21 protein-coding genes, 1 tRNA gene and 1 pseudogene are annotated in these 23,792 nt (G+C 38.1%); 8 read left to right on the top strand and 15 right to left on the bottom strand.

The genetic code is table 11. The features are described from left to right. Position 1 precedes the first annotated feature (1 nt). Entirely contained in the window at positions 2-493 is a 492-nt protein-coding gene (locus DK857_RS14830; RefSeq protein WP_227003182.1) for a hypothetical protein, read from the bottom strand. 438 nt (positions 494-931) lie between these two features. On the opposite strand from DK857_RS14830, the gene DK857_RS14835 reads away from it, so the two are divergent. From DK857_RS14835 to DK857_RS14845, 3 genes are all read left to right on the top strand, one after another. Then, positions 932-1,480, top strand: a complete 549-nt coding sequence (locus tag DK857_RS14835) for an NADPH-dependent FMN reductase (RefSeq protein WP_109392910.1) — start codon at positions 932-934, stop codon at positions 1,478-1,480. A 530-nt stretch (positions 1,481-2,010) separates the two neighbouring features. Beyond that, on the top strand, positions 2,011-2,220 hold the full coding sequence (locus DK857_RS14840; RefSeq protein ID WP_098942235.1) for a sigma-S stabilization anti-adapter protein IraP: 210 nt from the start codon (positions 2,011-2,013) through the stop codon (positions 2,218-2,220). A gap of 309 nt (positions 2,221-2,529) precedes the next feature. Beyond that, a complete protein-coding gene (locus DK857_RS14845) occupies positions 2,530-2,733 on the top strand; it encodes a hypothetical protein (RefSeq protein ID WP_109402581.1) in 204 nt (67 codons plus the stop codon). Positions 2,734-3,133: 400 nt separating this feature from the next. Here DK857_RS14845 and DK857_RS14850 read toward each other — a convergent pair whose 3' ends face one another. Both DK857_RS14850 and DK857_RS14855 read right to left on the bottom strand, forming a co-directional pair. Further along, positions 3,134-4,684: a methyl-accepting chemotaxis protein gene (locus DK857_RS14850; protein WP_109392908.1), complete on the bottom strand. Its 1,551-nt coding sequence runs from the start codon at positions 4,682-4,684 to the stop codon at positions 3,134-3,136. A 717-nt stretch (positions 4,685-5,401) separates the two neighbouring features. Continuing rightward, positions 5,402-5,524: pseudogene (locus DK857_RS14855) on the bottom strand (type IV toxin-antitoxin system YeeU family antitoxin); the annotation flags it as partial. Between the two features lie 271 nt (positions 5,525-5,795). On the opposite strand from DK857_RS14855, the gene DK857_RS14860 reads away from it, so the two are divergent. Together DK857_RS14860 and DK857_RS14865 are read left to right on the top strand one after the other, a co-directional pair. Next, entirely contained in the window at positions 5,796-6,053 is a 258-nt protein-coding gene (locus DK857_RS14860) for a YjhX family toxin (protein WP_099659332.1), read from the top strand. Positions 6,054-6,063: 10 nt separating this feature from the next. Next, complete coding sequence (locus DK857_RS14865) at positions 6,064-6,810, top strand: methyltransferase domain-containing protein (protein WP_109402582.1); 747 nt, start codon at positions 6,064-6,066, stop codon at positions 6,808-6,810. A gap of 491 nt (positions 6,811-7,301) precedes the next feature. On the opposite strand, the gene DK857_RS14875 is transcribed toward DK857_RS14865, so the two are convergent. The 6 genes from DK857_RS14875 to xerD form a co-directional block, all read right to left on the bottom strand. Then, positions 7,302-7,375, bottom strand: a tRNA-Gly gene (locus tag DK857_RS14875). 191 nt (positions 7,376-7,566) lie between these two features. Next, positions 7,567-9,081: a lysine--tRNA ligase gene (gene lysS / locus DK857_RS14880; protein WP_099659330.1), complete on the bottom strand. Its 1,515-nt coding sequence runs from the start codon at positions 9,079-9,081 to the stop codon at positions 7,567-7,569. Between the two features lie 8 nt (positions 9,082-9,089). Continuing rightward, positions 9,090-10,188 (bottom strand): peptide chain release factor 2 gene (gene prfB, locus DK857_RS14885; protein ID WP_099659329.1). Its coding sequence is split into 2 segments (ribosomal slippage): positions 9,090-10,112 and positions 10,114-10,188, totalling 1,098 coding nucleotides; the frame shifts between segments, so codons are not numbered across the junction. A 171-nt stretch (positions 10,189-10,359) separates the two neighbouring features. Beyond that, positions 10,360-12,093 (bottom strand): single-stranded-DNA-specific exonuclease RecJ, encoded by a 1,734-nt coding sequence (gene recJ, locus DK857_RS14890; RefSeq protein WP_109402583.1) that lies wholly within the window; start codon positions 12,091-12,093, stop codon positions 10,360-10,362. Positions 12,094-12,102: 9 nt separating this feature from the next. After that, positions 12,103-12,810, bottom strand: coding sequence for a bifunctional protein-disulfide isomerase/oxidoreductase DsbC (gene dsbC / locus DK857_RS14895; protein ID WP_098942227.1), 708 nt, complete (start codon positions 12,808-12,810; stop codon positions 12,103-12,105). 33 nt (positions 12,811-12,843) lie between these two features. Then, entirely contained in the window at positions 12,844-13,782 is a 939-nt protein-coding gene (gene xerD / locus DK857_RS14900; protein WP_109402584.1) for a site-specific tyrosine recombinase XerD, read from the bottom strand. A 108-nt stretch (positions 13,783-13,890) separates the two neighbouring features. Here xerD and fldB point away from each other — a divergent pair, with 108 nt between their 5' ends. Further along, positions 13,891-14,409, top strand: a complete 519-nt coding sequence (gene fldB, locus DK857_RS14905; RefSeq protein ID WP_109393078.1) for a flavodoxin FldB — start codon at positions 13,891-13,893, stop codon at positions 14,407-14,409. Between the two features lie 16 nt (positions 14,410-14,425). Here fldB and DK857_RS14910 read toward each other — a convergent pair whose 3' ends face one another. Both DK857_RS14910 and sdhE read right to left on the bottom strand, forming a co-directional pair. Then, on the bottom strand, positions 14,426-14,833 hold the full coding sequence (locus tag DK857_RS14910; RefSeq protein ID WP_109392903.1) for a protein YgfX: 408 nt from the start codon (positions 14,831-14,833) through the stop codon (positions 14,426-14,428). Between the two features lie 479 nt (positions 14,834-15,312). Beyond that, positions 15,313-15,588 carry an FAD assembly factor SdhE gene (gene sdhE / locus DK857_RS14915; RefSeq protein ID WP_075670946.1) on the bottom strand — a complete coding sequence of 92 codons (276 nt, stop codon included), beginning with the start codon at positions 15,586-15,588 and terminating at the stop codon, positions 15,313-15,315. Between the two features lie 264 nt (positions 15,589-15,852). Here sdhE and ygfZ point away from each other — a divergent pair, with 264 nt between their 5' ends. Continuing rightward, a complete protein-coding gene (ygfZ, locus tag DK857_RS14920) occupies positions 15,853-16,839 on the top strand; it encodes a tRNA-modifying protein YgfZ (protein ID WP_109402585.1) in 987 nt (328 codons plus the stop codon). Between the two features lie 30 nt (positions 16,840-16,869). Continuing rightward, on the top strand, positions 16,870-17,472 hold the full coding sequence (locus tag DK857_RS14925; protein WP_006533678.1) for an HD domain-containing protein: 603 nt from the start codon (positions 16,870-16,872) through the stop codon (positions 17,470-17,472). An 89-nt stretch (positions 17,473-17,561) separates the two neighbouring features. On the opposite strand, the gene gcvP is transcribed toward DK857_RS14925, so the two are convergent. The 4 genes from gcvP to ubiI form a co-directional block, all read right to left on the bottom strand. Next, positions 17,562-20,438: an aminomethyl-transferring glycine dehydrogenase gene (gene gcvP / locus DK857_RS14930; RefSeq protein ID WP_109402586.1), complete on the bottom strand. Its 2,877-nt coding sequence runs from the start codon at positions 20,436-20,438 to the stop codon at positions 17,562-17,564. A 133-nt stretch (positions 20,439-20,571) separates the two neighbouring features. After that, positions 20,572-20,964: a glycine cleavage system protein GcvH gene (gene gcvH, locus DK857_RS14935; protein ID WP_109392900.1), complete on the bottom strand. Its 393-nt coding sequence runs from the start codon at positions 20,962-20,964 to the stop codon at positions 20,572-20,574. A 34-nt stretch (positions 20,965-20,998) separates the two neighbouring features. After that, complete coding sequence (gcvT, locus tag DK857_RS14940) at positions 20,999-22,093, bottom strand: glycine cleavage system aminomethyltransferase GcvT (protein ID WP_109402587.1); 1,095 nt, start codon at positions 22,091-22,093, stop codon at positions 20,999-21,001. A 413-nt stretch (positions 22,094-22,506) separates the two neighbouring features. Continuing rightward, on the bottom strand, positions 22,507-23,742 hold the full coding sequence (gene ubiI, locus DK857_RS14945) for an FAD-dependent 2-octaprenylphenol hydroxylase (RefSeq protein WP_109402588.1): 1,236 nt from the start codon (positions 23,740-23,742) through the stop codon (positions 22,507-22,509). Positions 23,743-23,792: the final 50 nt, after the last annotated feature.

Below are 23,792 nucleotides of genomic sequence, written 5' to 3' on the forward strand. Positions count from 1 at the left end.
ATTATTCACCTAATTTTTTTAATGTCGAATTAACTGACATAATCGACAAATAGCGAACTTTTGCACATAAAACTTCTGTTTTTGATTCAATACTCATTTTTAATAAATCTAAACTATCTTTACTTGCTGTACCTTGAACACTACGGTACATCGCATTGATTTCGCTAATTTCTTTAAATGAGCTCATCATCGATTGATAATCAGATGGAGAAAAAGTTTTCAAAGAATCAAGTTGTTTGATACAAGCACTTTGCGGTGCCAGTCCCAATTTTCTTGCATCTACGCCACTATCAGCAGGCTCTGCAGCTGGTGCCATAGAAAGCGGTTGTGCAACAGCCGCTGGTTGAGCAGTTGCTACAGGCTGTGTGGTTTGTGCTGGCGCTGGCGTTTCAATTGGACGAGAGTGATCAGTCCACGCACACCCTGATAGGGCGAGGACGCTGGTTGCCATAAATACAGCGAGGACATTCTTTTTATTTTGTAATAAGGACATCATTTTTCCTTAATTCCGATCAGTCTTAAATAAGAGCATATGAGTTGTCGCATTTTAAGCCATTTTATTATAATTTTCTATTACCTACTGCATACTAAATAAATAAGCTAACACCCTTGGTTGCAATGAGTGTGCCTATCATTTCATTTATTTTTTCTTAAAATACTACTTACATCACACTAAATGCATCAAATCTTGAATATCGGATTTATTTAGTAAAAATGTTGTCATATAAACTGATCGTTTTTTATATTGATGGAATAATACCAGATAATAATAAAAATAATAATAAAAATTTTATCATTTATTTACGCAATTTACGTGTGAAAAATACTCTTATATTTTGTTGCTGTTTTTTAATACCGAGATAAAATCAAAAAATGAATATCTAATATAAGCTTTGGTATTCATTTTATCCTTAAAAATAGGAGAACTAAGATGAGTCATTTTAAAATTGGTATCGTTGTCGGTAGTTTAAGAAAAGATTCGTTTAATAAACAAACAGCACATGCCTTAATTAAGTTATTTCCTCAAGAATTTACCTATCAGTTTATCGATATTAGTACTCTCCCTCTCTATAACCAAGACGATGACAGTCATACCCCTTCTTCTGTTGTCGATTTCAAACAACAAATAAAAGCATGTCAAGGCATCATCTTTATCACCCCTGAATATAACCGTTCAATACCTGGTGTGCTTAAAAATGCTATTGACCAAGCTTCTCGCCCTTATGGGACAAATGCTTGGGATAAAATTCCAGCAGGTATTATTGGGGTTTCAACTGGTAATATTAGTACAGCAATAGCTCAACAGCATTTACGTAATTCGTTAGCCTTCTTGAATATGCCAACTCTAAATCAACCAGAATGTTATCTAAAATGGTATGATGGCATGGTTGAAAATGGACAGTTTTCAGAGAAAACAGCAACTTTTATGCAAAACTGGATTGATGCCTACGTTGCTTTTGTGAAGCAAAATAATCAATAATCCAACAAGCTAAAAAGAGCTTCATGTAAAAAACATAAGCTCTTTTTCTTTTTTATCATCAAAGTTAATGTAATTTATTTGGTTATAATATCTCTACTGGTAAATAAAAATTTTAGTATTTCATAGGTAAAGAGTAACAATATCCTTGTTTACTTCACTATTAAATAACACAAGACAAAAATAGATTATCATTAAAAGATATTTTTTATTATAACCATTAAGAATTGTTTATTATATAAACAAAAATAAATAAATTTAAATAGAACTAGATCCGAGATCAATTTCAATCATTTATCTTATTAGCCCTAAAGCCAGAAAATATCAATAAGACTTCAACTTACTACCACATATAAAATTTACAATTTGATAATTATTTTTAATAATTTATATTAGGCTAGAACATTAGCCATCATAATGTGCGATACATATCTAAATATGTGCGATACACATCTAAATAATATGCATCTACAATTGTGATAAACAAAAAAATTACCTATATTACTCATCCATTAAATACTGGCAGGTAAATCATGGATAAAAATTTAAAAGAAATTGAATGCGAAATTGCTGCTCTAAAAATTGTTATCAAATCTTTACTTTCCACACTAAGTGATAAACAACGAAGGGATATGTTGGGCAATATATCTATAGTGCTTGAGGACACATCAAACAAATACCCTCAGCTCAATGAAGTTATTAACTTAACTGAGCAATATGTGAAGAAACTTACCCAAGCCTAATGAAAACGATTATTTGCTATTGCTATTAAGTTTACACCCTAATTTTATAGGGTGCTAATAGCATCCTATTGATTATTTTATATAGGATACACTGTGATTTTTCTTTCATTAATACAACACTAAGTTAAATTTACTGAATGTCTATTTTCCACATCTAAAATATCCTCATATTTACTGTTTTAATAAAAAATTGATAAAATTGCATATTCTTTTATCAATTTAATTTTTTCTTGGATTTAATTAAACAATTAATTAATATGAAAAATAATCTATCACACAGCAATAAATTGTCGTTCTTTTGAGGATCTTATGGAAAAAAAAGTTGTCAATATAGAGTATGAAATTGCGGCAGTAAAAGTAATTTTGAAAGCCTTGTTATTGACTTTGACAGATAAACAAAAAGAAATAGTGATCCAGGATGTACATAAGACCATCAATGATGCTTATATCGATCACCCTCAATACCAAGATGTTATAAGTAAGACAGAACAATATATAAAAAAAATGCTCTAAGCATTGAGACACTATTCTTCATCACCCTCTCTTTATTATTATTTATATTAGAGAGGATTTATATCTACATCTTTAAAAAATTAATCGCTTCAAGCTTTAACATAATCACTGATTGATTATGAAAATTAAAATGGAAAGTACTTTTTAATTTATTGAATATAAATAAAATAACATTGCTATTTATAGAACGTTTAATTTGGATAATAATTTTCTTTTTCACATGATGAAAATAATAAAACATAACCACTTTAACACTCAATCAATGAGCAAGTTAAGCTTATTTATACTGTTAAATAAAAACAAGAATAATAAAAATTTAACCTTTAGATTTATTATATTTTTGTGTCTAACGAGTAAAAACTTACCACATTAGACACATACTTTATCAATTTTTTCTATATCAACGATTAGCTAGATTGAATTTTTGTACCGATAGCTGTAATTCTTCGGTTTGTCTTTCTAATGAAATGGCTGCTGCTGAAACTTGTTCAACTAAAGAGGCATTCTGTTGTGTTACGCTATCCATTTGAGTAATAGCCACACTCACTTGACCAATACCTTTACTTTGCTCTTCAGACGCACTAGTGATTTCTTTCATTATTGACGTTACCTGTTTAACTCCCGTCAAAATGTCTTCCATCGTTTTTTCCATATCACTGACTAAGCTTGCACCTTTTCTTACTCGCGTAGTGGAGTCAGCAATAAGCACTTCAATCTCTTTAGCGGCTTTGGCACTATCTCCTGCTAAATTACGCACTTCATTGGCGACAACCATAAATCCTCGCCCATGATTTCCTGCCCTTGCCGCTTCTACTGACGCATTTAAAGCAAGTATATTTGTTTGAAACGCAATATTATTAATAACGTCGATGATATCTGCAATTTTACTTGAACTATCAGAGATCCCATCCATTGTTGTTACAACAGATTCAGCTAATTCATTGCCTTTTTCAACAGTCACTGATGCAACTTCAGCCAATTCTCTCGCCTGGTAAGCATGTTCCATGTTCTGGTTAACGGCAGCTGTTATCTCTTCCATACTCGCGGCTGTTTGCTCTAATGCCGTTGCTTGCTCTTCTGTACGAGAAGCCAAATCGTTATTCCCTTTGGCAATTTCAGATGCACCACGATAGATGCTTTCACTTCCCATTCGGATCGTACTTACCGCTTCATGCAAACTATTTTGCATATCATTTAATAACGGTATTAATCGCCCAGCACAGTTATTACCAAAAGGCTCAAGGGACTGACTCAGATCGCCTTCTGTAATTTTCACAAAATGTTGGCGAATGCTTTCAAGTGGTTTTTGTAACATTGCCAGTAAATAACGGTCAGTGAGGATCAGAATAACTCCCCCTAAAATGGCGCTAATAATAATAACAATTTGTGTCACTTCAATAAGCTCATCCACTTCTTCAATGGTGCTATCAATTTTTATATTTGCAGTATTATTAAAGTTCTCACTCACATTACCTAATTCGCGACTCAACGCAGGTGTTACATTTTTTGCATGATATTCATATTGCTCAATGGTGCCATTGAGCGCTAATTCCATCTGCTTTTTTACTCCTTGCTCAAAAAGAGCTTGCCATACATCCATTAGCTCTTTTGATACTTTTGCATCCATCGGCCCTGGAGAAACAGACTTCATATATATAATCTGCTTTTCCATATTTTCCATCGCCAGTTGTGCTTGTGTAAAATCGACTTTTTTGCCTTCTGCTTTCTCCTTAACGAGACGATTTAATCGAGAAGTGAATCGAAAGTACTGATCATTTCCCTGACTGAGTGCAGCCATTTGTTTTATTATTTGATTATCAGATTGATTGCCTTTAGATATTTGTGATAGTGACCATGCGCTATAAAGACTGACACTGCCAAATAACACACATAATATCCCCAGAATGATTATCATCATCAGACGAATAGTAATATTACGAAGTTTCTGCATCGAATTTCTCAACTAACAAGATAAAGTAATCCCAATTGGGCGTAATGTACTCTTATCGACACTTTTTCAATTTATTTTAATTTTTTACTAATTTTTTTTATAAATTTATTTTTAATTTTCTATACATAAAAATAGTTAGAGGGGAGAAGCAAAAGTGTTACTTATATATCATTTTTTATAACTTGATGAAGAAAATATAAAATCATTTAAAATCATATCATTAAAATAAAGTGGTGATAAAAATGAATAATAATAGTTAAAGAAATAAAATAATAACTATATTGTTTATATAGTTACTTTCTTTAATAATTTATTTAAAGAATAAAAATTCTTCCAATAATAAATCTTATTATCACTTAACTAGCATTTGAGCTTTATACTATTTATTTGATTATCACAGTGGCTACTCTCGAGTTATTTTAAGTAAGTAGGTGCGATTATAGATATTAGGAGGAAGGCGTTTACATGAGGTGATACAACCTGACTCACCTATTTAATATAAATAAAATTAAATAATTCTATTTTTATCTAAAAATAATCTGAAGCGCGGAAACAAATATCGTCGAAACAAACTTCACCATCTGGTTTAAATCCATAACGAAAGAGAGTTTTTGTTACCTTCCTTGAGTGAGGAAGCAAAGCTGGGCTTCTTTGGTTCAGGGCGACGCCGTTGGCATGACGAGAATCGATGTCACCAATGGTCAACATCAACATCTATTCCATCTGGCTGATAAAACGTGGGAATACTTCATCCAACTTCAAAAATTCTGCGTTACTGAATTCACCGATAATGCTGGCTCGGTCAGCCAGATAGTGCAGTCGGTTTCCTTCCAGTACCAGACAAGCGCCAAAACAAGGTGATTCTTTATTGCCTGTTTGGGATCACATTTATCACTCCGCCCTTTTCACTTATAACAAACAGGTGATATCATTCACCACGTAAATACCTTTCAACTCAACCCGAGGCTTCGATGCTGGAGAATGTCATCATCTGATAATCAGTTTCCCCGACCTTTACAGGCCGGACTGATTATCAATGCGCTAAAATCGAATGCGGACACCGCTGTATGTTTGCATGTTTTACACATGATGATGAAACAGGTTTTCCAGTATGAATTTATCCCGTCAGGAACAACGTACCTTACACGTTCTCGCCAAAGGTGGACGTATTGCACACGTCCGCGATGCTTCAGGTCGCGTCACCGCCGTTGAATGCTACAGTCGCGAAGGGCTGCTACTTGTCGACTGCACGCTCACCGTCTTCAAAAAACTCAAAGCCAAAAAGCTGATCAAATCCGTCAACGGTCAGCCTTATCGCATTAACACTACCGGACTGAATAACGTCCGCGCCCAGCTCGATAACCGTTAAGGAGAGGATCATGGATATCCCACGTATTTTTACTATTAGCGAAAGCGAACACCGCATTCATAACCCTTTTACGCCCGAAAAGTACAACACACTGGGTCGAATATTACGCATGAAGCCGAATACTCGCATCCTTGATCTTGGCAGTGGCTCGGGGGAAATGCTCTGTACCTGGGCCCGTGATCACGCCATTACTGGTGTCGGTATCGATATGAGTCAGTTGTTCAGCGAGCAAGCCAGACGGCGTGCGGAAGAACTCGGCGTAAGCAACCGTGTTCATTTCATTCATAACGATGCCGCCGGGTATGTGGCAGAAGAAAAATGCGATGTAGCCGCTTGCGTCGGCGCGACATGGATTGCCGGTGGATTTGTTGGAATGGTTGAGTTGCTGGCGCGGAGCCTTAAACCAGGTGGGATCCTGCTCATCGGTGAACCCTACTGGCGTCAGTTCCCAGCATCAGACGAAATAGCCCAAGCCTGTGGCGTCAGCTCGACGAGCGATTTCCTGACGCTGTCAGGACTTGTCAGCGAGTTCGACGGCCTCGGCTATGACGTGGTGGAAATGGTACTGGCAGATCAGGAAGGCTGGGACCGGTATGAGGCAGCGAAATGGCTGACCATGCGTCGCTGGCTGGACGCCAATCCTGATGATGACTTTGCAGCAGAAGTCAGAGCCGAGCTAAACATCTCGCCAAAACGTCACGTAACGTACACGAGAGAATACTTTGGCTGGGGCGTGTTCGCGCTCATCGCCAGGTAAAATAAGTCCCCGGTATTTCTGGCTGGAGATACTGGGAGCTTCACCTTTTCTTTGATCTGATGCATCACCCGCACAAAACATATTTAATATGTTTATTAATCAGGATATCACCATAAGGACATCATATGTCAAAACACGAAAAGTATTGTTAGGCCTGAGGAATGCGATGTCGGAACCCGATGCACACTATGCCAGTGATCAATATTGTACATACTGCAGCGATGGCAATCTGAAATTCTAGGAAGAGACCATTTCCGGTCTGGCGGGTTTCCTTGATTCCTAGCAAAATAAGCAATTGCATTGCTATTTTAGCAAGCACCCTACTGGCATAGGTGTTCAGAATACAAAGAAACTCTGGCAATTCATCTTGGGTTAAAAAAGCATAGCAGGGGGCAATTATCCCCCCGAGTTCAATAGAGTAATAAAATGCTATAACTGCTGATTTATCAAGGAAAAATTAAGTTTGGTAGACTTCGGGAGAGACTTGAGTTTGGAGCGGGCGAAGGGAATCGAACCCTCGTATAGAGCTTGGGAAGCTCTCGTTCTACCATTGAACTACGCCCGCAATTGATTTTCTTGATTATACGCTTCCCTAATTGAACGACAATCCCCTTCTTATTTAAATGATTACTTAATCATCGCAAAAAAGACAACTCACTGTTTTTAAAAACAAAAAAGCCACCTTTCGGTGGCCTTGTAACTATATTGTTCTTCGTTAATGCTATTGTTAAATTAAGGATTTATTTAAAATAACAATTATTTATTAGGGCGCATTGCCGGGAATAGAATAACATCACGAATGGTATGGCTGTCAGTAAATAACATCACCATACGGTCAATACCAATACCTAAACCAGCTGTTGGAGGTAAACCGTGTTCTAATGCCGTAATGTAGTCATGGTCAAAGAACATCGCTTCTGCATCACCCGCTTCTTTTTGGCGAACTTGATCTTCAAAACGCTCTGCTTGGTCTTGAGCATCATTAAGTTCTGAGAAGCCATTACCAATTTCACGACCACCAATAAAGAATTCAAAGCGATCAGTGATAAATGGATTATCATCGTTACGACGAGCCAGTGGAGAAACTTCAGCTGGGTATTCAATGATGAACGTTGGTTGAATTAAGTGGCTTTCAGCAACTTCTTCAAAAATTTCACATTGAACACGACCTAAGCCCCAGCTTTTCTCAATCTTAATACCGATAGACTGAGCAATAGCAACCGCTTTATCCATATCATCAAGATCAGCCATTGCAGTTTCTGGACGATATTTGCAGATAGCTTCTTTCATGGTTAATTTGGCAAATGGTTTACCAAAATCAAACTCTTGATCACCATATTTCACTAACGAAGAACCCAGTACATTTTCAGTTAATGTACGGAATAACTCCTCAGTTAATTCAATCAGGTCACGATAATCTGCATACGCCATATAGAGTTCCATCATGGTGAACTCAGGGTTATGACGTGGTGATACACCTTCGTTACGGAAGTTACGGTTGATTTCGAATACGCGATCAAAACCACCGACAACTAAACGTTTTAAATATAACTCAGGCGCAATACGCAGATACATATCGATATCTAACGCATTATGGTGAGTAATAAACGGACGCGCACTTGCTCCACCAGGGATAGTTTGCATCATCGGCGTTTCAACTTCCATAAAGCCTTTGTTCACCATAAATTGACGGATACCCGCCATAACTTGTGAACGAATTTGGAAAGTTTTGCGCGATTCTTCGTTAGATATCAGATCTAGATAACGCTGACGATAACGCATTTCTTGGTCAGCTAAACCGTGGAATTTATCCGGTAACGGGCGCAGTGCTTTAGTTAATAAACGCACTTCTGTACAGTGAACACTTAATTCACCTGTTTTCGTTTTGAAAACACGACCGCGAGCACCTAAGATATCGCCCAGATCCCATTTTTTAAATTGCTCGTTATAAATACCTTCTGGTAAATCATCACGAGAAACATAAAGCTGAATACGGCCACCCATGTCTTGCAATGTAGCGAAAGATGCCTTGCCCATAATACGGCGAGTCATCATACGACCTGCAATAGAAACTTCCACATTCGCTGCTTCTAACTCTTCTGCACTCATTGCATCATACTTTTGATGTAATTCGTCAGACAGAGCGTCTCTGCGGAAATCATTTGGGAATGCGTTACCATTATCGCGTAAAGCGGATAATTTTTCGCGGCGTGTTTGCAGTTCGTTATTTAAATCAGGTGCCTGCTCCGCACCTTGTTGCTGTTGCGACATGTTTTTCCTCACAGGCCCGCTTTTAAGCTAGCTTCAATAAATTTATCAAGATCACCGTCTAATACTGCTTGCGTATTACGTGTTTCCACACCAGTACGTAAATCTTTAATGCGTGAATCATCAAGAACATAAGAACGAATTTGACTACCCCAGCCAATATCGGACTTGTTATCTTCCATTACTTGCTTGTCTGCATTTTTCTTCTGCATTTCCAGCTCGTATAATTTCGCTTTCATCTGCTTCATTGCCTGATCTTTGTTCTTATGCTGAGAGCGATCGTTTTGGCATTGAGTGACAAGACCTGTTGGAACGTGGGTAATACGCACCGCAGATTCTGTTTTGTTAACGTGCTGTCCACCCGCACCTGAAGCACGATAAACGTCAATACGTAAATCAGCTGGGTTGATTTCAATATCAATATTGTCATCAACTTCAGGGTAAATAAAGGCAGAGCTAAATGAGGTATGGCGACGGCCACCTGAGTCAAATGGACTTTTACGAACTAAGCGATGAACACCTGTTTCTGTACGTAACCAACCATAAGCGTACTCACCAATAATTTTGATAGTCGCTGATTTTAATCCTGCAACATCACCGTCAGATTCTTCAATAATTTCTGTTTTAAAGCCTCTTGATTCAGCCCAACGTAAGTACATACGCATCAGCATACTTGCCCAATCCTGCGCTTCTGTACCACCAGAGCCTGCTTGTAAATCAAGGTAGCAATCCGCACTATCATATTCACCAGAGAACATGCGACGGAATTCTAATTGCTCAAGCTTTTTATTTAAACCATCTAATTCAGCAATAGCTTCGTTAAATGTTTCTTCATCATCAGCTTCAACCGCTAAATCAAGTAAACCAGAAACATCTTCTAATCCTTGATCTAACTGATCGATTGTTTCTACGATGGCCTCAAGAGATGAACGCTCTTTGCCCAATGCTTGTGCCCTTTCTGGCTCATTCCATACATCAGGTTGCTCTAATTCAGCGTTAACTTCTTCTAAACGCTCTTTCTTGGCATCATAGTCAAAGATACCCCCTGAGAACATTTGTTCTTTCAGAGACTTCTTCTATTTGGTGTTTTACGGGGTTGATTTCAAACATACTTTTTCGTCTTTATGTTGTTTTCAAAAAACAGTTGGAATAAATTTTGAACCGCATATTGTAACGGATATATCAGCGGGTTTATAGCATTTATATACAATTGTCTACCAGATAGTTATTACCATAACAACGTTACCCTTTATATCACGATAAATTACTTACTTATTTGTGTTAACAAGGCCAAATGTGCTCAACAAGCAGTTGTGCATTACGTTGTCCTCTAAACTCATTTACATCTAGTCGATAGGCTAACTCTACCGTTTTAATGCTGTTATCCGGCCACATATTGATATCAACATTGAATGCAATCGCATCAATCATTAAATGACTATTCACTGGCTGAAGCATCATTTTTAAATGCTTACTACCTACAATACGTTGTTGTAACAACGTAAATTTACCGTCAAATAGAGGTTCAGGAAAAGCCTGTCCCCAAGGCCCTGCTTCTCTTAGCATTTCGGCGATAGGTAATGAAAGTTGATTATCGGTTAGTTCACCATCCGATAAAATTACGCCTTGTAACTGTTCATCGGAAACCAACTCTGCCATCAAAGACGAAAAATGACGCTGAAACAGTGGGAATTTCTCTTCTTCAAGTGAAAGCCCAGCAGCCATTGCGTGCCCACCGAATTTCACCATCAACCCCGGATTTAACGTATTTAATCGTTCTAATGCATCTCGAAGATGTACACCACTTATTGAACGACCAGAGCCTTTCAACAAACCATCACCGCTAGGTGCAAAAGCAATAACAGGGCGATGCAATTTTTCTTTAATACGAGAAGCTAAAATACCTACAACACCTTGATGCCACTCAGGATGATAGATCGCTAAACCATTTGGTAAATCATGTTGTGTTCCCATAAATTGACGGAAAATGGTTGAAGCTTCTTCTTGCATACCCGCTTCAATTTCACGCCGAGTTTGATTTAATCCATCAAGTTCATTAGCAATTTCACGCGCAGAACCAATATTGTCGGTTAAAAGTAAAGCAACACCCACAGACATATCATCAAGACGCCCAGCAGCGTTTAAGCGTGGCCCTAAAGAGAAACCCAAATCGCTACTGACTAGTTGAGCGAGTTCTTTTCGAGAGACTTCCGTTAGCGCTTTTATTCCTACACAACAACGACCAGCTCTAATTCGGCGTAATCCTTCATAAACAAAAATACGATTATTTTCATCGAGAGGAACAACGTCTGCCACTGTGCCTAATGCAACTAAATCAAGAAAATCCGCCATATTGGGGCGAACTAAGTTTTGTTGCTCAAACCAACCTTGTTTTTCTAATTCAGCTCTTAATGCCGTCATTAAATAAAAAGTAACGCCAACACCAGCTAATGATTTAGATAAAAAAGAACAATCTGTCAGGTTAGGATTAATAATCGCATCAGCCGCGGGTAAGGTTTGTCCGGGTAAATGGTGATCAGTAACGAGGACACGAATGCCATATTCATGAGCGGTATCCACACCTTCAAAAGAGGAAATTCCATTATCAACGGTGATAATAAGATCAACTCCCTTTTTAGCAACGTCATGAACAACTTGAGGGCTTAAACCATAGCCATCATCAAAGCGATTAGGAATATGATAGCTAACTTGCTTAAATCCCATTTGCCGTAATGCTTTAATCGCAAGTGCGGTACTTGTTGCGCCATCAGCATCAAAATCGCCGACAATTACAATACGAGATTGTTGCTGTAACGCCTCAATCAGTAATGAAATTGCCGTTTCTATTCCTGTTAATGCTTGATAATGAAGTAAGCCTTTTAACGATCGTTCTAGTTGAACTTCAGATGTTATTCCGCGATTAGCATAAATTTGTCGTAATAAGGGATCTAAGTTATCCGGTAATTGAGTTGCCTTTGCAATTCGACGACGCAGTGTCGGTTCAATAGTGACCATAAAACGTAATTACTTCTCTTTTTTATCTAATAATTCAACAAGGTTTTGAGCAGAAATATACCCACCGTAAATACTGGCATTAGGTAATACAATAGCAGGAGTGCCTTGAATACCCATCATGGTGCCTAATTTAAAATGTTCATTGATATTGATTTTTGCACATTCATCAATGGGGATAATTTTGTCACCTTTAAATGCACTGTCTAATGATTTATTAGGAAAACCACTACACCACACAGCATTCATTTCTTTACTCACGATATTATTGCCAACACCGTTACGAGGAAATGCCAAATAACGCACTGTTACACCCTGTTTATTCAGTTCAGGCACTTCTTGGTGAAGTTTTTGGCAATAAGGGCAACTGATATCAGTAAAAATGGTGATCATATGGCGCTCATTACGCGCTTTATAAACAATCATTTCATTTTTAAGTGAGTCTATTTTTTTCATAATAACTTGATTAGCAATACTAACTGGCTCACCACTACTAATATTATAAATAGGCCCTGCAGTCAGATATTTACCATCATCTGTAATATAAAAAATGCCTTTATCTGATAATACTGCATTTAATCCAACAATCGGCGTTGGTTGAATACTCTCTGCTTTAATCTGCATTTTAGCCAATTGCGCTTCAATAGAAGTATTGTCAGCAAGCACTGGCATTGACACCATACTTAATAAGATTGGCAACCAGAATAATTTCTTTTTCATTTGAATTCCTATTTAACGCCAGCTATTTAGCGGCTATCCCCTTGGGTGATGTTGCTGATGAAGCGCCTTCAAGCGCTCTGTTGCAACATGGGTATAAATCTGTGTTGTAGAGAGGTCACTGTGCCCCAATAACATCTGTACAACACGCAAGTCTGCTCCATGATTTAAGAGATGTGTCGCAAATGCATGACGCAACACATGGGGTGATAGTTTTTCAGTATCAATCCCTGCTATCACGGCATAATGTTTTATCCGATGCCAGAATGTTTGTCGTGTCATTTTTTGCCCTCTTAAGCTAGGAAAAACAATATCGTCCGTTTTCCCTTGCATTAAAGTGGGTCTTCCATATTGCAGATATTGCTCTAGCCAGTAAATAGCTTCTTCACCTAAAGGAACTAATCGTTCTTTATCACCTTTACCAATAACACGTAGCACGCCTTGTCGTAAGCTGATATCAGAAAGGGATAATCCCACTAATTCAGAAACACGAAGTCCACACGCATAAAGGACTTCAAGCATTGCTTTATCGCGCAATTCAAGTGGCTCATCAATACAGGGGGCATTGAGTAGGTCATCAACTTGTCGCTCACTTAAATCTTTTGGTAAACGTTTTGGGAGCTTAGGCGTTGAAAGTAATGCACTAGGATCATCTAAACGTAATTTTTCACGATATAAATATTGGAATAATCGACGCATTGTACTAAGCAATCGAGCGGCGCTGCTGGCTTTATAGCCTTCATCTAAACGTGTCGCGAGAAAAGATTGTAAATCCAAAGTAGTGGCTGATAACCAATCTAATTGCTGGTGTGCAAGCCATTGGCCTAGTGCTTGTAAATCTAAGCGATAAGAGCTGAGTGTATTAGCGGATAAGCCTTGCTCTAACCAAATATTGTCGAGAAATTGTTCAATGATAATATCAGTATCTTCATTGGTATGAGTTGTCTTTTTTGTCGATAATTTAGTTTGTGACACGGTCTTGCGCTCCCTCTCTTTAGCTTATCGCCTTTACATTATGCCTTATAAAAAAAATTTTCTGGTACAATAGTGACCTTTATTGGCAAAAATATCCTAAAAACCTTTATGAAAATTGGTCTATTTTACGGTTCTAGCACCTGTTACACCGAAATGGCAGCAGAAAAAATTCGTGATATTCTCGGTGAAGAGTTTGTTGATCTTCATAATGTTCAAGAGTGTGATCTCACGCTTATGGAACAATATGACATCCTTATTTTAGGTATTCCAACTTGGGATTTTGGTGAGATCCAAGAAGATTGGCTCAATATTTGGGATACATTGCCGACATTAAATTTAAAAAATAAGCTTATTGCAATGTATGGAATGGGCGATCAAGTTGATTACAGCGAATGGTTTCTTGATGCGCTGGGTATGCTCTACCATCATTTATTACCAAGTGGTGTTAAGTTTATTGGATTCTGGCCTGTTGATGGGTATGAATTTATCAGCCCAAAACCTTTATCGGATGATGGTAAGCATTTTGTTGGTCTTGCATTAGATGACGTTAACCAGTTTGAAGAAACTGATGAACGTTTATCACAATGGTGTATGCAAATTCTACGTGAAGTAGAAGAAAATTTATAAATTTAATATCCAGGTATTAAATATCTGGATATTGCATTAATAACTGAGAGAAGTTACGCCACTCATTTTCAGTCATACTATCAAAAGCGACCCATAACGTGATTTGCTTTTTATTTAGAATAGAAGTCAACGTTATTCGAGTACCAAAACGGCTGATCCAAGGGCTTTTTGTTATTTGCCATTCATGCAGTTTCCATTGAATTCGATTACCATTTAGTAAAACAAAATCCCCTTTGATACGACTAATATTCTTTTGTGTGAAATACCAACTGCCGATCAGGAAAAGTAACAATGGCACCCAAACATAAATAAAATCAGGAGGCCACGGATACAACAGTAAGCCTATCACAAAGGCAACATAAGCAACCGTTGAGAAAAGTTGAGTGAACCATGATACTGTGAGGTGCGATTTCCATAAAATCACGAGTTATATTAACTCCTGCTGTAATTCTATACGGATATAAATAAGTTAAAGATAATAAAGACCAACCTATTTATAATGTAACTTCTTTCTTAACCTTGCAAATAATTTATCTTACATGTTAGCTCAATTATTTATGGCTATCCTTTCTATTTAATATGTGTTCAAAAAATATAACTTAATAATAAATACGTAATTTATATTCTTTTTTAATCGTTGTTTTAATAAATTCAGCATACCTGATTTATTCAGTATAAAACGAAAAACATCGAAAAAAAGGCGATTTAAGCCATCATTTTTAGAGATGGTGCGCAAACTTAGCGTAACTACATTTGTTATTTCAGTAAATTTTAGAGTGTTATTAATATTATTAAATTTTTATAAAAAATAAAAACGCCTTTATTTGATGAGAAAATAAAAGCGTCATTTTTAATCAATCTTAATTACTATTTGATCTATCGCTGATTTGATAATCTATTTTATTAATATTTATCAACGATCTCCGCCATTCTCGCTTTATTACGCTCTTGGATTAATTTCACCATATAATAGAGCGCATCATCATCAGGGCGTCCATGATTCATTAACCAGTTAAATAAATCAGGATCTGCACACTCTAGTAAACGAACAAAAAGCGCTTTATCGTTATCAGATAGCGTATCGTACTCATTCTCGAAAAAAGGCATGATAGAAATATCCAGTTCACGCATTCCGCGACGACATGCCCAATTAATTCGTGCTTTATTCTCTATATCGATAGTCATACTCTGCTCTTTACATTGTTCAAATCAAGAAATACCACTATTTCTTCCTAGCCCTGATGATAGTCTTATCGTAAAATTTTTAACATCAAAATGATCACAGTTTGTAGGTTTAGTCTCATAGACAACCTATTGAACACGCTTTCATTTGTTATTTATCAGGTTCATTTTCTGTGCGTTAAAAATAATAATGACTTGCATTGTCTTGTCACTCTTTTACCATAACTGATGTATCTGATTAATTTAATAGCTGGTGACATCATGACTCAAAATTCTACTCAGGCTAAACGCCCTCATGCAGCAATCAATTTACCATTAACACTGGTTTCTTTAGATGAATGGTCACTGATAACAGCAACAGGTGCTGACAGTGAAAAATATCTACAAGGTCAATTAACTACGGATATTGCAGCTCTTCCAACAACGACACATACATTGTCTGCACACTGTGAAGCAAAAGGTAAAATGTGGAGTACGCTTCGCTTATTCCACCAGCAAGAAGGTTTTGCTTATATTCTGCGTAAAAATGTTGCGCAAAAACAACTTACTGAATTAAAAAAATATGCCGTATTTTCAAAAGTAACCTTAGCTGAGAATACAGATAGCGTTTTATTAGGATTAGCCGGACAAGGTGCTGCTCTTGCATTGGCCAATTACTTTCCAAATATCCCTCGTAAAGCAAATGAAGTTGTTAATCACCATAATACTTATATTCTTCAGCTACCTTTACCTACTGAACGTTTTTTAATCGTAACAGATGAAGAAACAGCAAAAAATCTTGCAATAACATTAAAAGCAGAAACCAGTAATAGCGAGCAATGGTTGGCCTTAGATATCGAGGCTGGATATCCTATTATTGATACTCCAAATATTGAACAATTCTTACCTCAAGCAACAAATCTGCAAGCATTACCGCTGAGCATCTGCTTTAAAAAAGGCTGTTATACCGGACAAGAAATGGTATCTCGCGCAAAATTCAGAGGTGCCAATAAACGTGCAATGTACCTATTATCAGGTGGTGGTACTGAATTACCTGAAATTGGCGGTAGCGTTGAATGGCAATTAGGCGAAGATAAATGGCGTAAAACAGGAACGGTATTGAGTGCTGTACGTATGGCTGATAATACTATTTTGGCTGAAGTTGTTATGAATAACGATATGAAGCTCGATAGTGTATTTAGAGTTCAAGGCGATAACATCAGCCGTCTATCCATCAAACCATTGCCTTATTCTTTAGAAGAAGAGTAATTTTTATTTATCATACCAATACGGGTTTTTATGACACAATTACCTAAAGGGGCATTTGGCCCCTTCTCTGATACGATTAACTTTATTATGGAGTTAGATAAACTAAAACGTGTTTATCGTAAAAATAATGTATTAGACAATAGTCGTTCTGAAAATACTGCAGAACATAGCTGGCACTTTGCCGTTGCGGCAATGAGTTTTCAGCCCTATGCGGGTGATATTGATATGGGGCGTGCTATTCAGTTAGCGCTTGTTCACGATATCGTTGAAATAGATGCTGGCGATGTGATGGTTTATGATGTTGCTGCTCGTGAAGCGATTAAAGAGCACGAGCAAAAAGCCGCAAAACGTATTTTCGCTTTATTACCTTCTCCACAAAGTGAATATTTTCTCAATTTATGGTTGGAATATGATGCAGCTGAAACACCAGAATCTCAGTTTGCCAATATTCTTGATCGTACCATGCCAATGCTTATGAATTTACATAATGAAGGCCAAAGTTGGGTTGAAAATAATATCCGCTTAGAGCAAGTATTGGCGCGTAATCTGTTTATTGAAAAACAGTGGCCGGAATTTTGGCAATATCTCTACCCTCAATTATTAGAGGCGCAGAAAAAAGGCTGGCTGAAGTAATATATTCAATACTGAATATATTAAATAAAAAATACCGATGGCTAACTTAACCATCGGTATTTTATTTAGGAATATTGCTAGATTAAAGCTTACTCATAATCACTAATTGGTGCGCATGAACAATGTAAATGACGGTCGCCATACACATCATCAAGACGTTTAACCGCTGGCCAATATTTGTTTTGTTTCGTTGCTTCACTTGGGAACACCGCACATTCACGGCTATAACTATGTGGCCACTCTTGCACTAATTCATATTGAGTATGAGGCGCATTAACTAATGGGTTATCGTCAATTGGCCATACGCCTTTATCTACCAGTGCAATTTCAGCACGAATAGAAAGCAGAGCCTCAATAAAGCGATCAATTTCAACTTTACTTTCGGATTCTGTTGGCTCAATCATTAATGTACCCGCAACAGGGAATGACATGGTTGGAGCGTGGAATCCATAGTCAATTAAACGCTTAGCTACATCCATTTCACTGATACCATAATTCGCTTTTAATGGACGAATATCGATAATACATTCATGTGCGACATAACCATCAGCGCCAGCATAAAGAATGTCATAGTCATTTTTTAGGCGTTGCGCGATATAGTTCGCATTTAAGATCGCAACTTGGCTGGCTTGTTTAAGCCCTTGTGCGCCCATCATACGAATATACATCCAGCTAATTGGTAGTATTGAAGCGCTACCAAATTGAGCCGCAGAAACCGCACCTTGTGTAGTAACATTCTCCATTTCAACAACAGAATGCCCTGGTACAAACGGTGCTAAGTGTGATTTCACACCAATAGGTCCCATGCCTGGGCCACCACCGCCATGAGGAATACAGAAGGTTTTATGTAAGTTTAAGTGAGAAACATCAGAGCCAATAAAGCCTGGTGTAGTGATCCCCACTTGCGCATTCATATTGGCACCATCAAGATAAACTTGTCCGCCATATTGATGAATGATTTCACAAACTTCACGAATACCTTCTTCATAAACACCATGTGTTGATGGATATGTCACCATCACACAAGAAAGTTCAGCTTGGTGCTTTTCTGCTTTGGCTTTTAAGTCCGCAATATCGATATTACCGTTATCATCACAACCGACAACAACCACTGTCATTCCTGCCATATGGGCGGACGCTGGGTTAGTACCGTGTGCTGAACTTGGGATCAAACAGATATGTCGCGCACCTTCTCCACGACTTTGGTGATAACGACGAATAGCTAATAAACCGGCATATTCACCTTGGGCACCTGAGTTTGGTTGCATACACATCGCATCATAACCCGTTAATGCAGCAAGCCAACTGGAGAGTTGTCCAATCATCACTTGATAGCCTTTCGCTTGATAAGCTGGGCAGAATGGATGTAACTCTGTAAACTCAGGCCATGTAATCGGGATCATTTCAGCGGCAGCATTAAGTTTCATTGTACATGAGCCTAATGGGATCATCGCTTGATTCAATGCTAAGTCTTTGTTTTCTAAACGATGCATATAGCGCATCATTTCTGTTTCGCTGTGATAACGATGGAAGTTTTCATGCGTCAGCACTGTGTCTTTACGTTGCATAGAAGCAGGGATTGATGCTGATGCAGATGCCTCTTGTTTATCAAGTACATCAATATCACCGGCAAATGCTTTACCACTGATAATTTCAACAAGCTTTAATACATCTTCACGTGTTGTAATTTCGCTTAGTGTTACACCCACGGCACCCACAATATCAGTACGTAAGTTAATTTCAGCATCTTTAGCGCGTTGTAATACAGCAGCTTTATCTACGGTATCAATCGTTAAAGTATCAAACCAAGTTTTATGGCGTAATGCCATACCGTTTTGTTGTAAACCCGCGGCTAAAATATCTGTTAAACGATGAATACGTTGAGCGATGGTTTTTAATCCTTCTGGCCCATGATAAACCGCATACATCGCCGCAATATTGGCAAGTAAGACTTGGGATGTACAAATATTGGAGTTCGCTTTTTCACGGCGAATATGTTGCTCACGCGTTTGCATCGCCATACGTAATGCACGATTACCCGCAGCATCACGAGAAACACCAATAATACGTCCCGGCATCGCACGTTTATATTCATCACGACAAGCAAAGAATGCCGCATGTGGTCCACCGTAGCCCATTGGAACACCAAAACGTTGCGCTGAGCCTAATACGATATCAGCACCTTGATGACCAGGTGCAGTGAGTACCACCAGCGCCATTAAATCAGCGGCAACACTGGTAATAATTTTGCGTTCTTTTAGTGCTGCTAATAACTTACTGTGATCATGAACTTCACCCGTTGTGCCGACTTGTTGTAATAGCACGCCAAAGACACCTTCAAGCTCTAATACTTTTTCAGCCTTATCAACAACTACTTCAAAACCAAAGGTATCAGCACGAGTTCTGACAACATCTAAAGTTTGAGGGTGAATATCATCAGCAACAAAGAAACGCTCCGCATTTTTTAATTTGCTTACACGTTTTGCCATTGCCATTGCTTCTGCAGCTGCTGTTGCTTCATCTAGCAACGATGCAGAGGCGAGATCCATTCCTGTGTAATCAATTGTAACCTGTTGGAAATTCAGTAGTGATTCTAGACGACCTTGAGAAACTTCTGGCTGATACGGTGTATAAGCGGTATACCAACCCGGATTTTCTAATAAATTACGCAAAATCACAGGGGGTAATACAGAAGGTGCGTAACCCATTCCAATGTAAGAAGCAAAACGTTTATTTTGGCTAGCGATCGCTTTTAGTTCAGCCAAGGCTTCTTGCTCTGTTGCTCCTGCACCCACATTCGGTGGTGTCTCTAATTGAATATTATCTGGAACAATTTTTTGAGTTAATTCATTTAATGAGGAGACGCCAACAGCACTGAGCATCTCTTTAATCTGTTCTGGTGATGAACCAATATGGCGACGAATAAATTCATCGCGATACTCTAACTGATTTAAAGTCTGTGTCATTGCAAGTAATTTCCTGAATTCACTATGAATGGATAGGTAAATAGCACACGGCTTAAAGCGCGTTGAAATAGCATTACGACAACAAGCTAACAAATAAAAACGCCCCGGCATTGATTTGACGGGGCGCTTCGTTTTACTCTTCGCTATCTACCAGTTCTTGATAACCTGCGGCATCAAGTAAGTCGTCTAATTCGCTTTCATTATTTGCTTTAATGCGAAATAACCAACCTTCTCCGTAAGGTGCACTGTTGACAAGCTCTGGAGAGTCATTTAACTCTTCATTTACTGCGATAATTTCACCCGACAATGGTGCGTAAATATCTGATGCGGCTTTTACTGATTCCGCTACGGCACAATCATCACCGATTGCGACTTCTCTACCTACTTCTGGTAGATCAACAAACACCATATCACCTAATAATTCCTGTGCATGTTCAGTAATACCGATAGTGTATTCACCATTGCCTTCTGAACGGATCCACTCATGAGATTGTGCGTATTTTAATTCACTAGGTATTTGACTCATTGACCTTACTCTCCATTTAAAATAATAGTGCGTGCTATACCAATGCTTTACCTGAACGAACAAAACCAGGTTTTACCACTTCTACTGGCATCTCACGATTACGCATTAATACAATTGCGCTATCTTTTATACCTGCGGGAACTCTTGCTAATGCAATACTAAAGCCTAATGTAGGCGAAAAAGTACCACTTGTGATAATACCTTCTCTTAATTCACCTAAATCATCAGTAAAGTGTACGGCAGTACCTGCACGCAACACACCTTTCTCTCGCATTACAAGACCAACAAGTTTATCTGTGCCTGTTGCGCGTAATTTTTCTAATGCTTCTCGACCAATAAATTGACGATCTTCCGGTGTCCATGCAATCGTCCATCCCATATTCGCTTCAAGTGGATTAACAGTTTCATCCATCTCTTGGCTATAGAGGTTCATTCCGGCTTCTAAACGTAATGTATCTCTCGCACCTAATCCTGCAGGTTTAACACCCACAGCTAATAATTTTTTCCAAAAATCGACTGCTTGCTCTTTTGGCATTGCAATTTCATAACCTGCTTCACCGGTATAGCCTGTTGTTGCAACAAATAAGTCTCCAAGTTCTACACCATAGAAAGGCTTCATAGCACAAACAACTTGGCGTTGCGCTTCAGTTAATAAGCTTTGTACTTTCTCTTGTGCATGAGGACCTTGAACAGCGATTAATGCCAAATCGTCACGAACTGAGATATCCACAACATAATCTGAAGCATGTTGTTCAATCCATGCCAGATCTTTCTCACGAGTAGCGGAGTTCACAACAAGGCGATAGAAAGAGTCATCAAAGTAATAGACGATAAGATCATCAATTACACCACCTGATGCGTTTAGCATACCGGTATAAAGCGCCTTACCTTTTTCGGTGAGCTTAGCGATATCATTCGCTAATAAATAACGTAGAAAATCTTTAACTTGTGAGCCATGTAAGTCAACAATGGTCATATGAGAAACATCAAACATACCAGCATCACGACGTACAATATGATGTTCATCTATTTGGGAGCCATAGTGCAAAGGCATCATCCAACCATGAAAATCGACCATACGAGCACCGCAGGCTACATGCTCATCATACAACGGAGTCTGTTTTGCCATTCTTCCCTCTTTCTACTTTTACTTTAGATTATTCAGAGAACGCATTTGTTAAATATAAAATTAAACTTGATTTAAAATCATAGTGTTAATCTCAAGTTTAAGTTTATTTTTAAACATAGATTTAACAAATACGAGCAATTAATGTACAACGCAAACGATACCATCCCCTTGAACTTAGCATTGTGAGAAAAAATAAACCATAAGTTAAAATAGGGTATAGCGTCTCTTAATCATAATGTAGACATATGGGTATGCAGAACTAATGATTGCAATTATGCGTATCAGCGCTCATTTTTAGCGAGGAATTACTGAAAAAAAGGAATTAGTGCAAAGAATAGACTGAAAAAATAGATTTTTTTAGTTCTATTTCTTCAGTCAGATATAAATAAAAGTAATGTGAAATAAGCGAGGAATTAGATTTTTTCAACTGAAGTGAAATTTTTATCACTTAACCATTCAGGTAAATCAGAAAGCCCCATTGCTTGCTCAAGTAACTTAGGTTTTACCCCCGGTAAACTATCTGCTAACGAAAGGCCGATATCCCGAACCAGTTTTTTAACTGGGTTGTTGCCAGCAAAAAGTTCACGGAATCCTTGCATACTTGCCAGCATTACGGCTGCTGCATGTTTGCGACGACGCTCGAATCGTCTCAAATAGAGATATTCACCAAAATCTTTACCTTCTGCTTTTAAGCGACGGATCTCACCAATTAACTCTGCAACATCCATAAAACCGAGGTTAACGCCTTGTCCAGCTAAAGGATGGATTGTATGTGCTGCATCACCTAATAGTGCTAAACGAGGAGCGGCAAATTGGCGAGCATAACGACCTGTTAATGGTATGGTCATACGATCGCTCATCAATTCACATTGACCTAAACGCATATCAAAGGTCACACCTAATGTACGCTCAAATAAGTTTTTTTCTGCGTTTTTATAACTTTCAGCGAGGTTACTTGGTAAAGACCAAACAATAGAACAAGTATGAGGATCAGAAAGAGGTAGAAATGCCAAAATACCTTCACCATGAAATACTTGACGCGCAACATTATCATGAGGCAGTTCAGTACGAATAGTAGCAACTAAGGCATGATGTTCATAATCCCAAAAAGTCAGGGGAATATCTGCATGTTTACGTAACCACGAATTAGCGCCATCAGCTCCGACAACTAATCTTGCCGTTAACATCTCACCATCATTCAGAGTTATAAATGCATCATTCTCCCCCCACACCACACGCTCAATCTGCGTTGATGAATAGAAGGTAATATCACTGTGGCTTTCACATTTTTGCCAAAGAACTTCACGAATAAGGTTATTTTCGATAATAGAGCCTAAGTGGCTGAACCCTTCTTTTTGTGCTGAAAACTCAATACGACCAAAACTATCTTGATCCCAAACGTCCATACCTTGATATGGCGCGGTTCGTAATGCCTGTAAGTTTTCCCAAACACCTAATTTTTTCAGCAACATTTCACTGGCTGTATTAATAGCAGATACCCGTAATGAAAAATCATCCTGTGGGTGAAAAAGCTTCGTTACTGGGTGATTTTCTATTATCGCTATACGTAATCCACACCCGTGTAATCCGCTGGCTAATGCAAGCCCAACCATTCCACCACCAGCAATAACAACATCAAATGATTTCATAATAAAAGTATCCTAAAAAGCGATTATTTTAGAGCGCACTGTTCTTTCTG

The organism is Proteus terrae, assembly GCF_003144325.1.
In the GTDB taxonomy this organism is placed as follows: Bacteria; Pseudomonadota; Gammaproteobacteria; order Enterobacterales; family Enterobacteriaceae; genus Proteus; species Proteus terrae.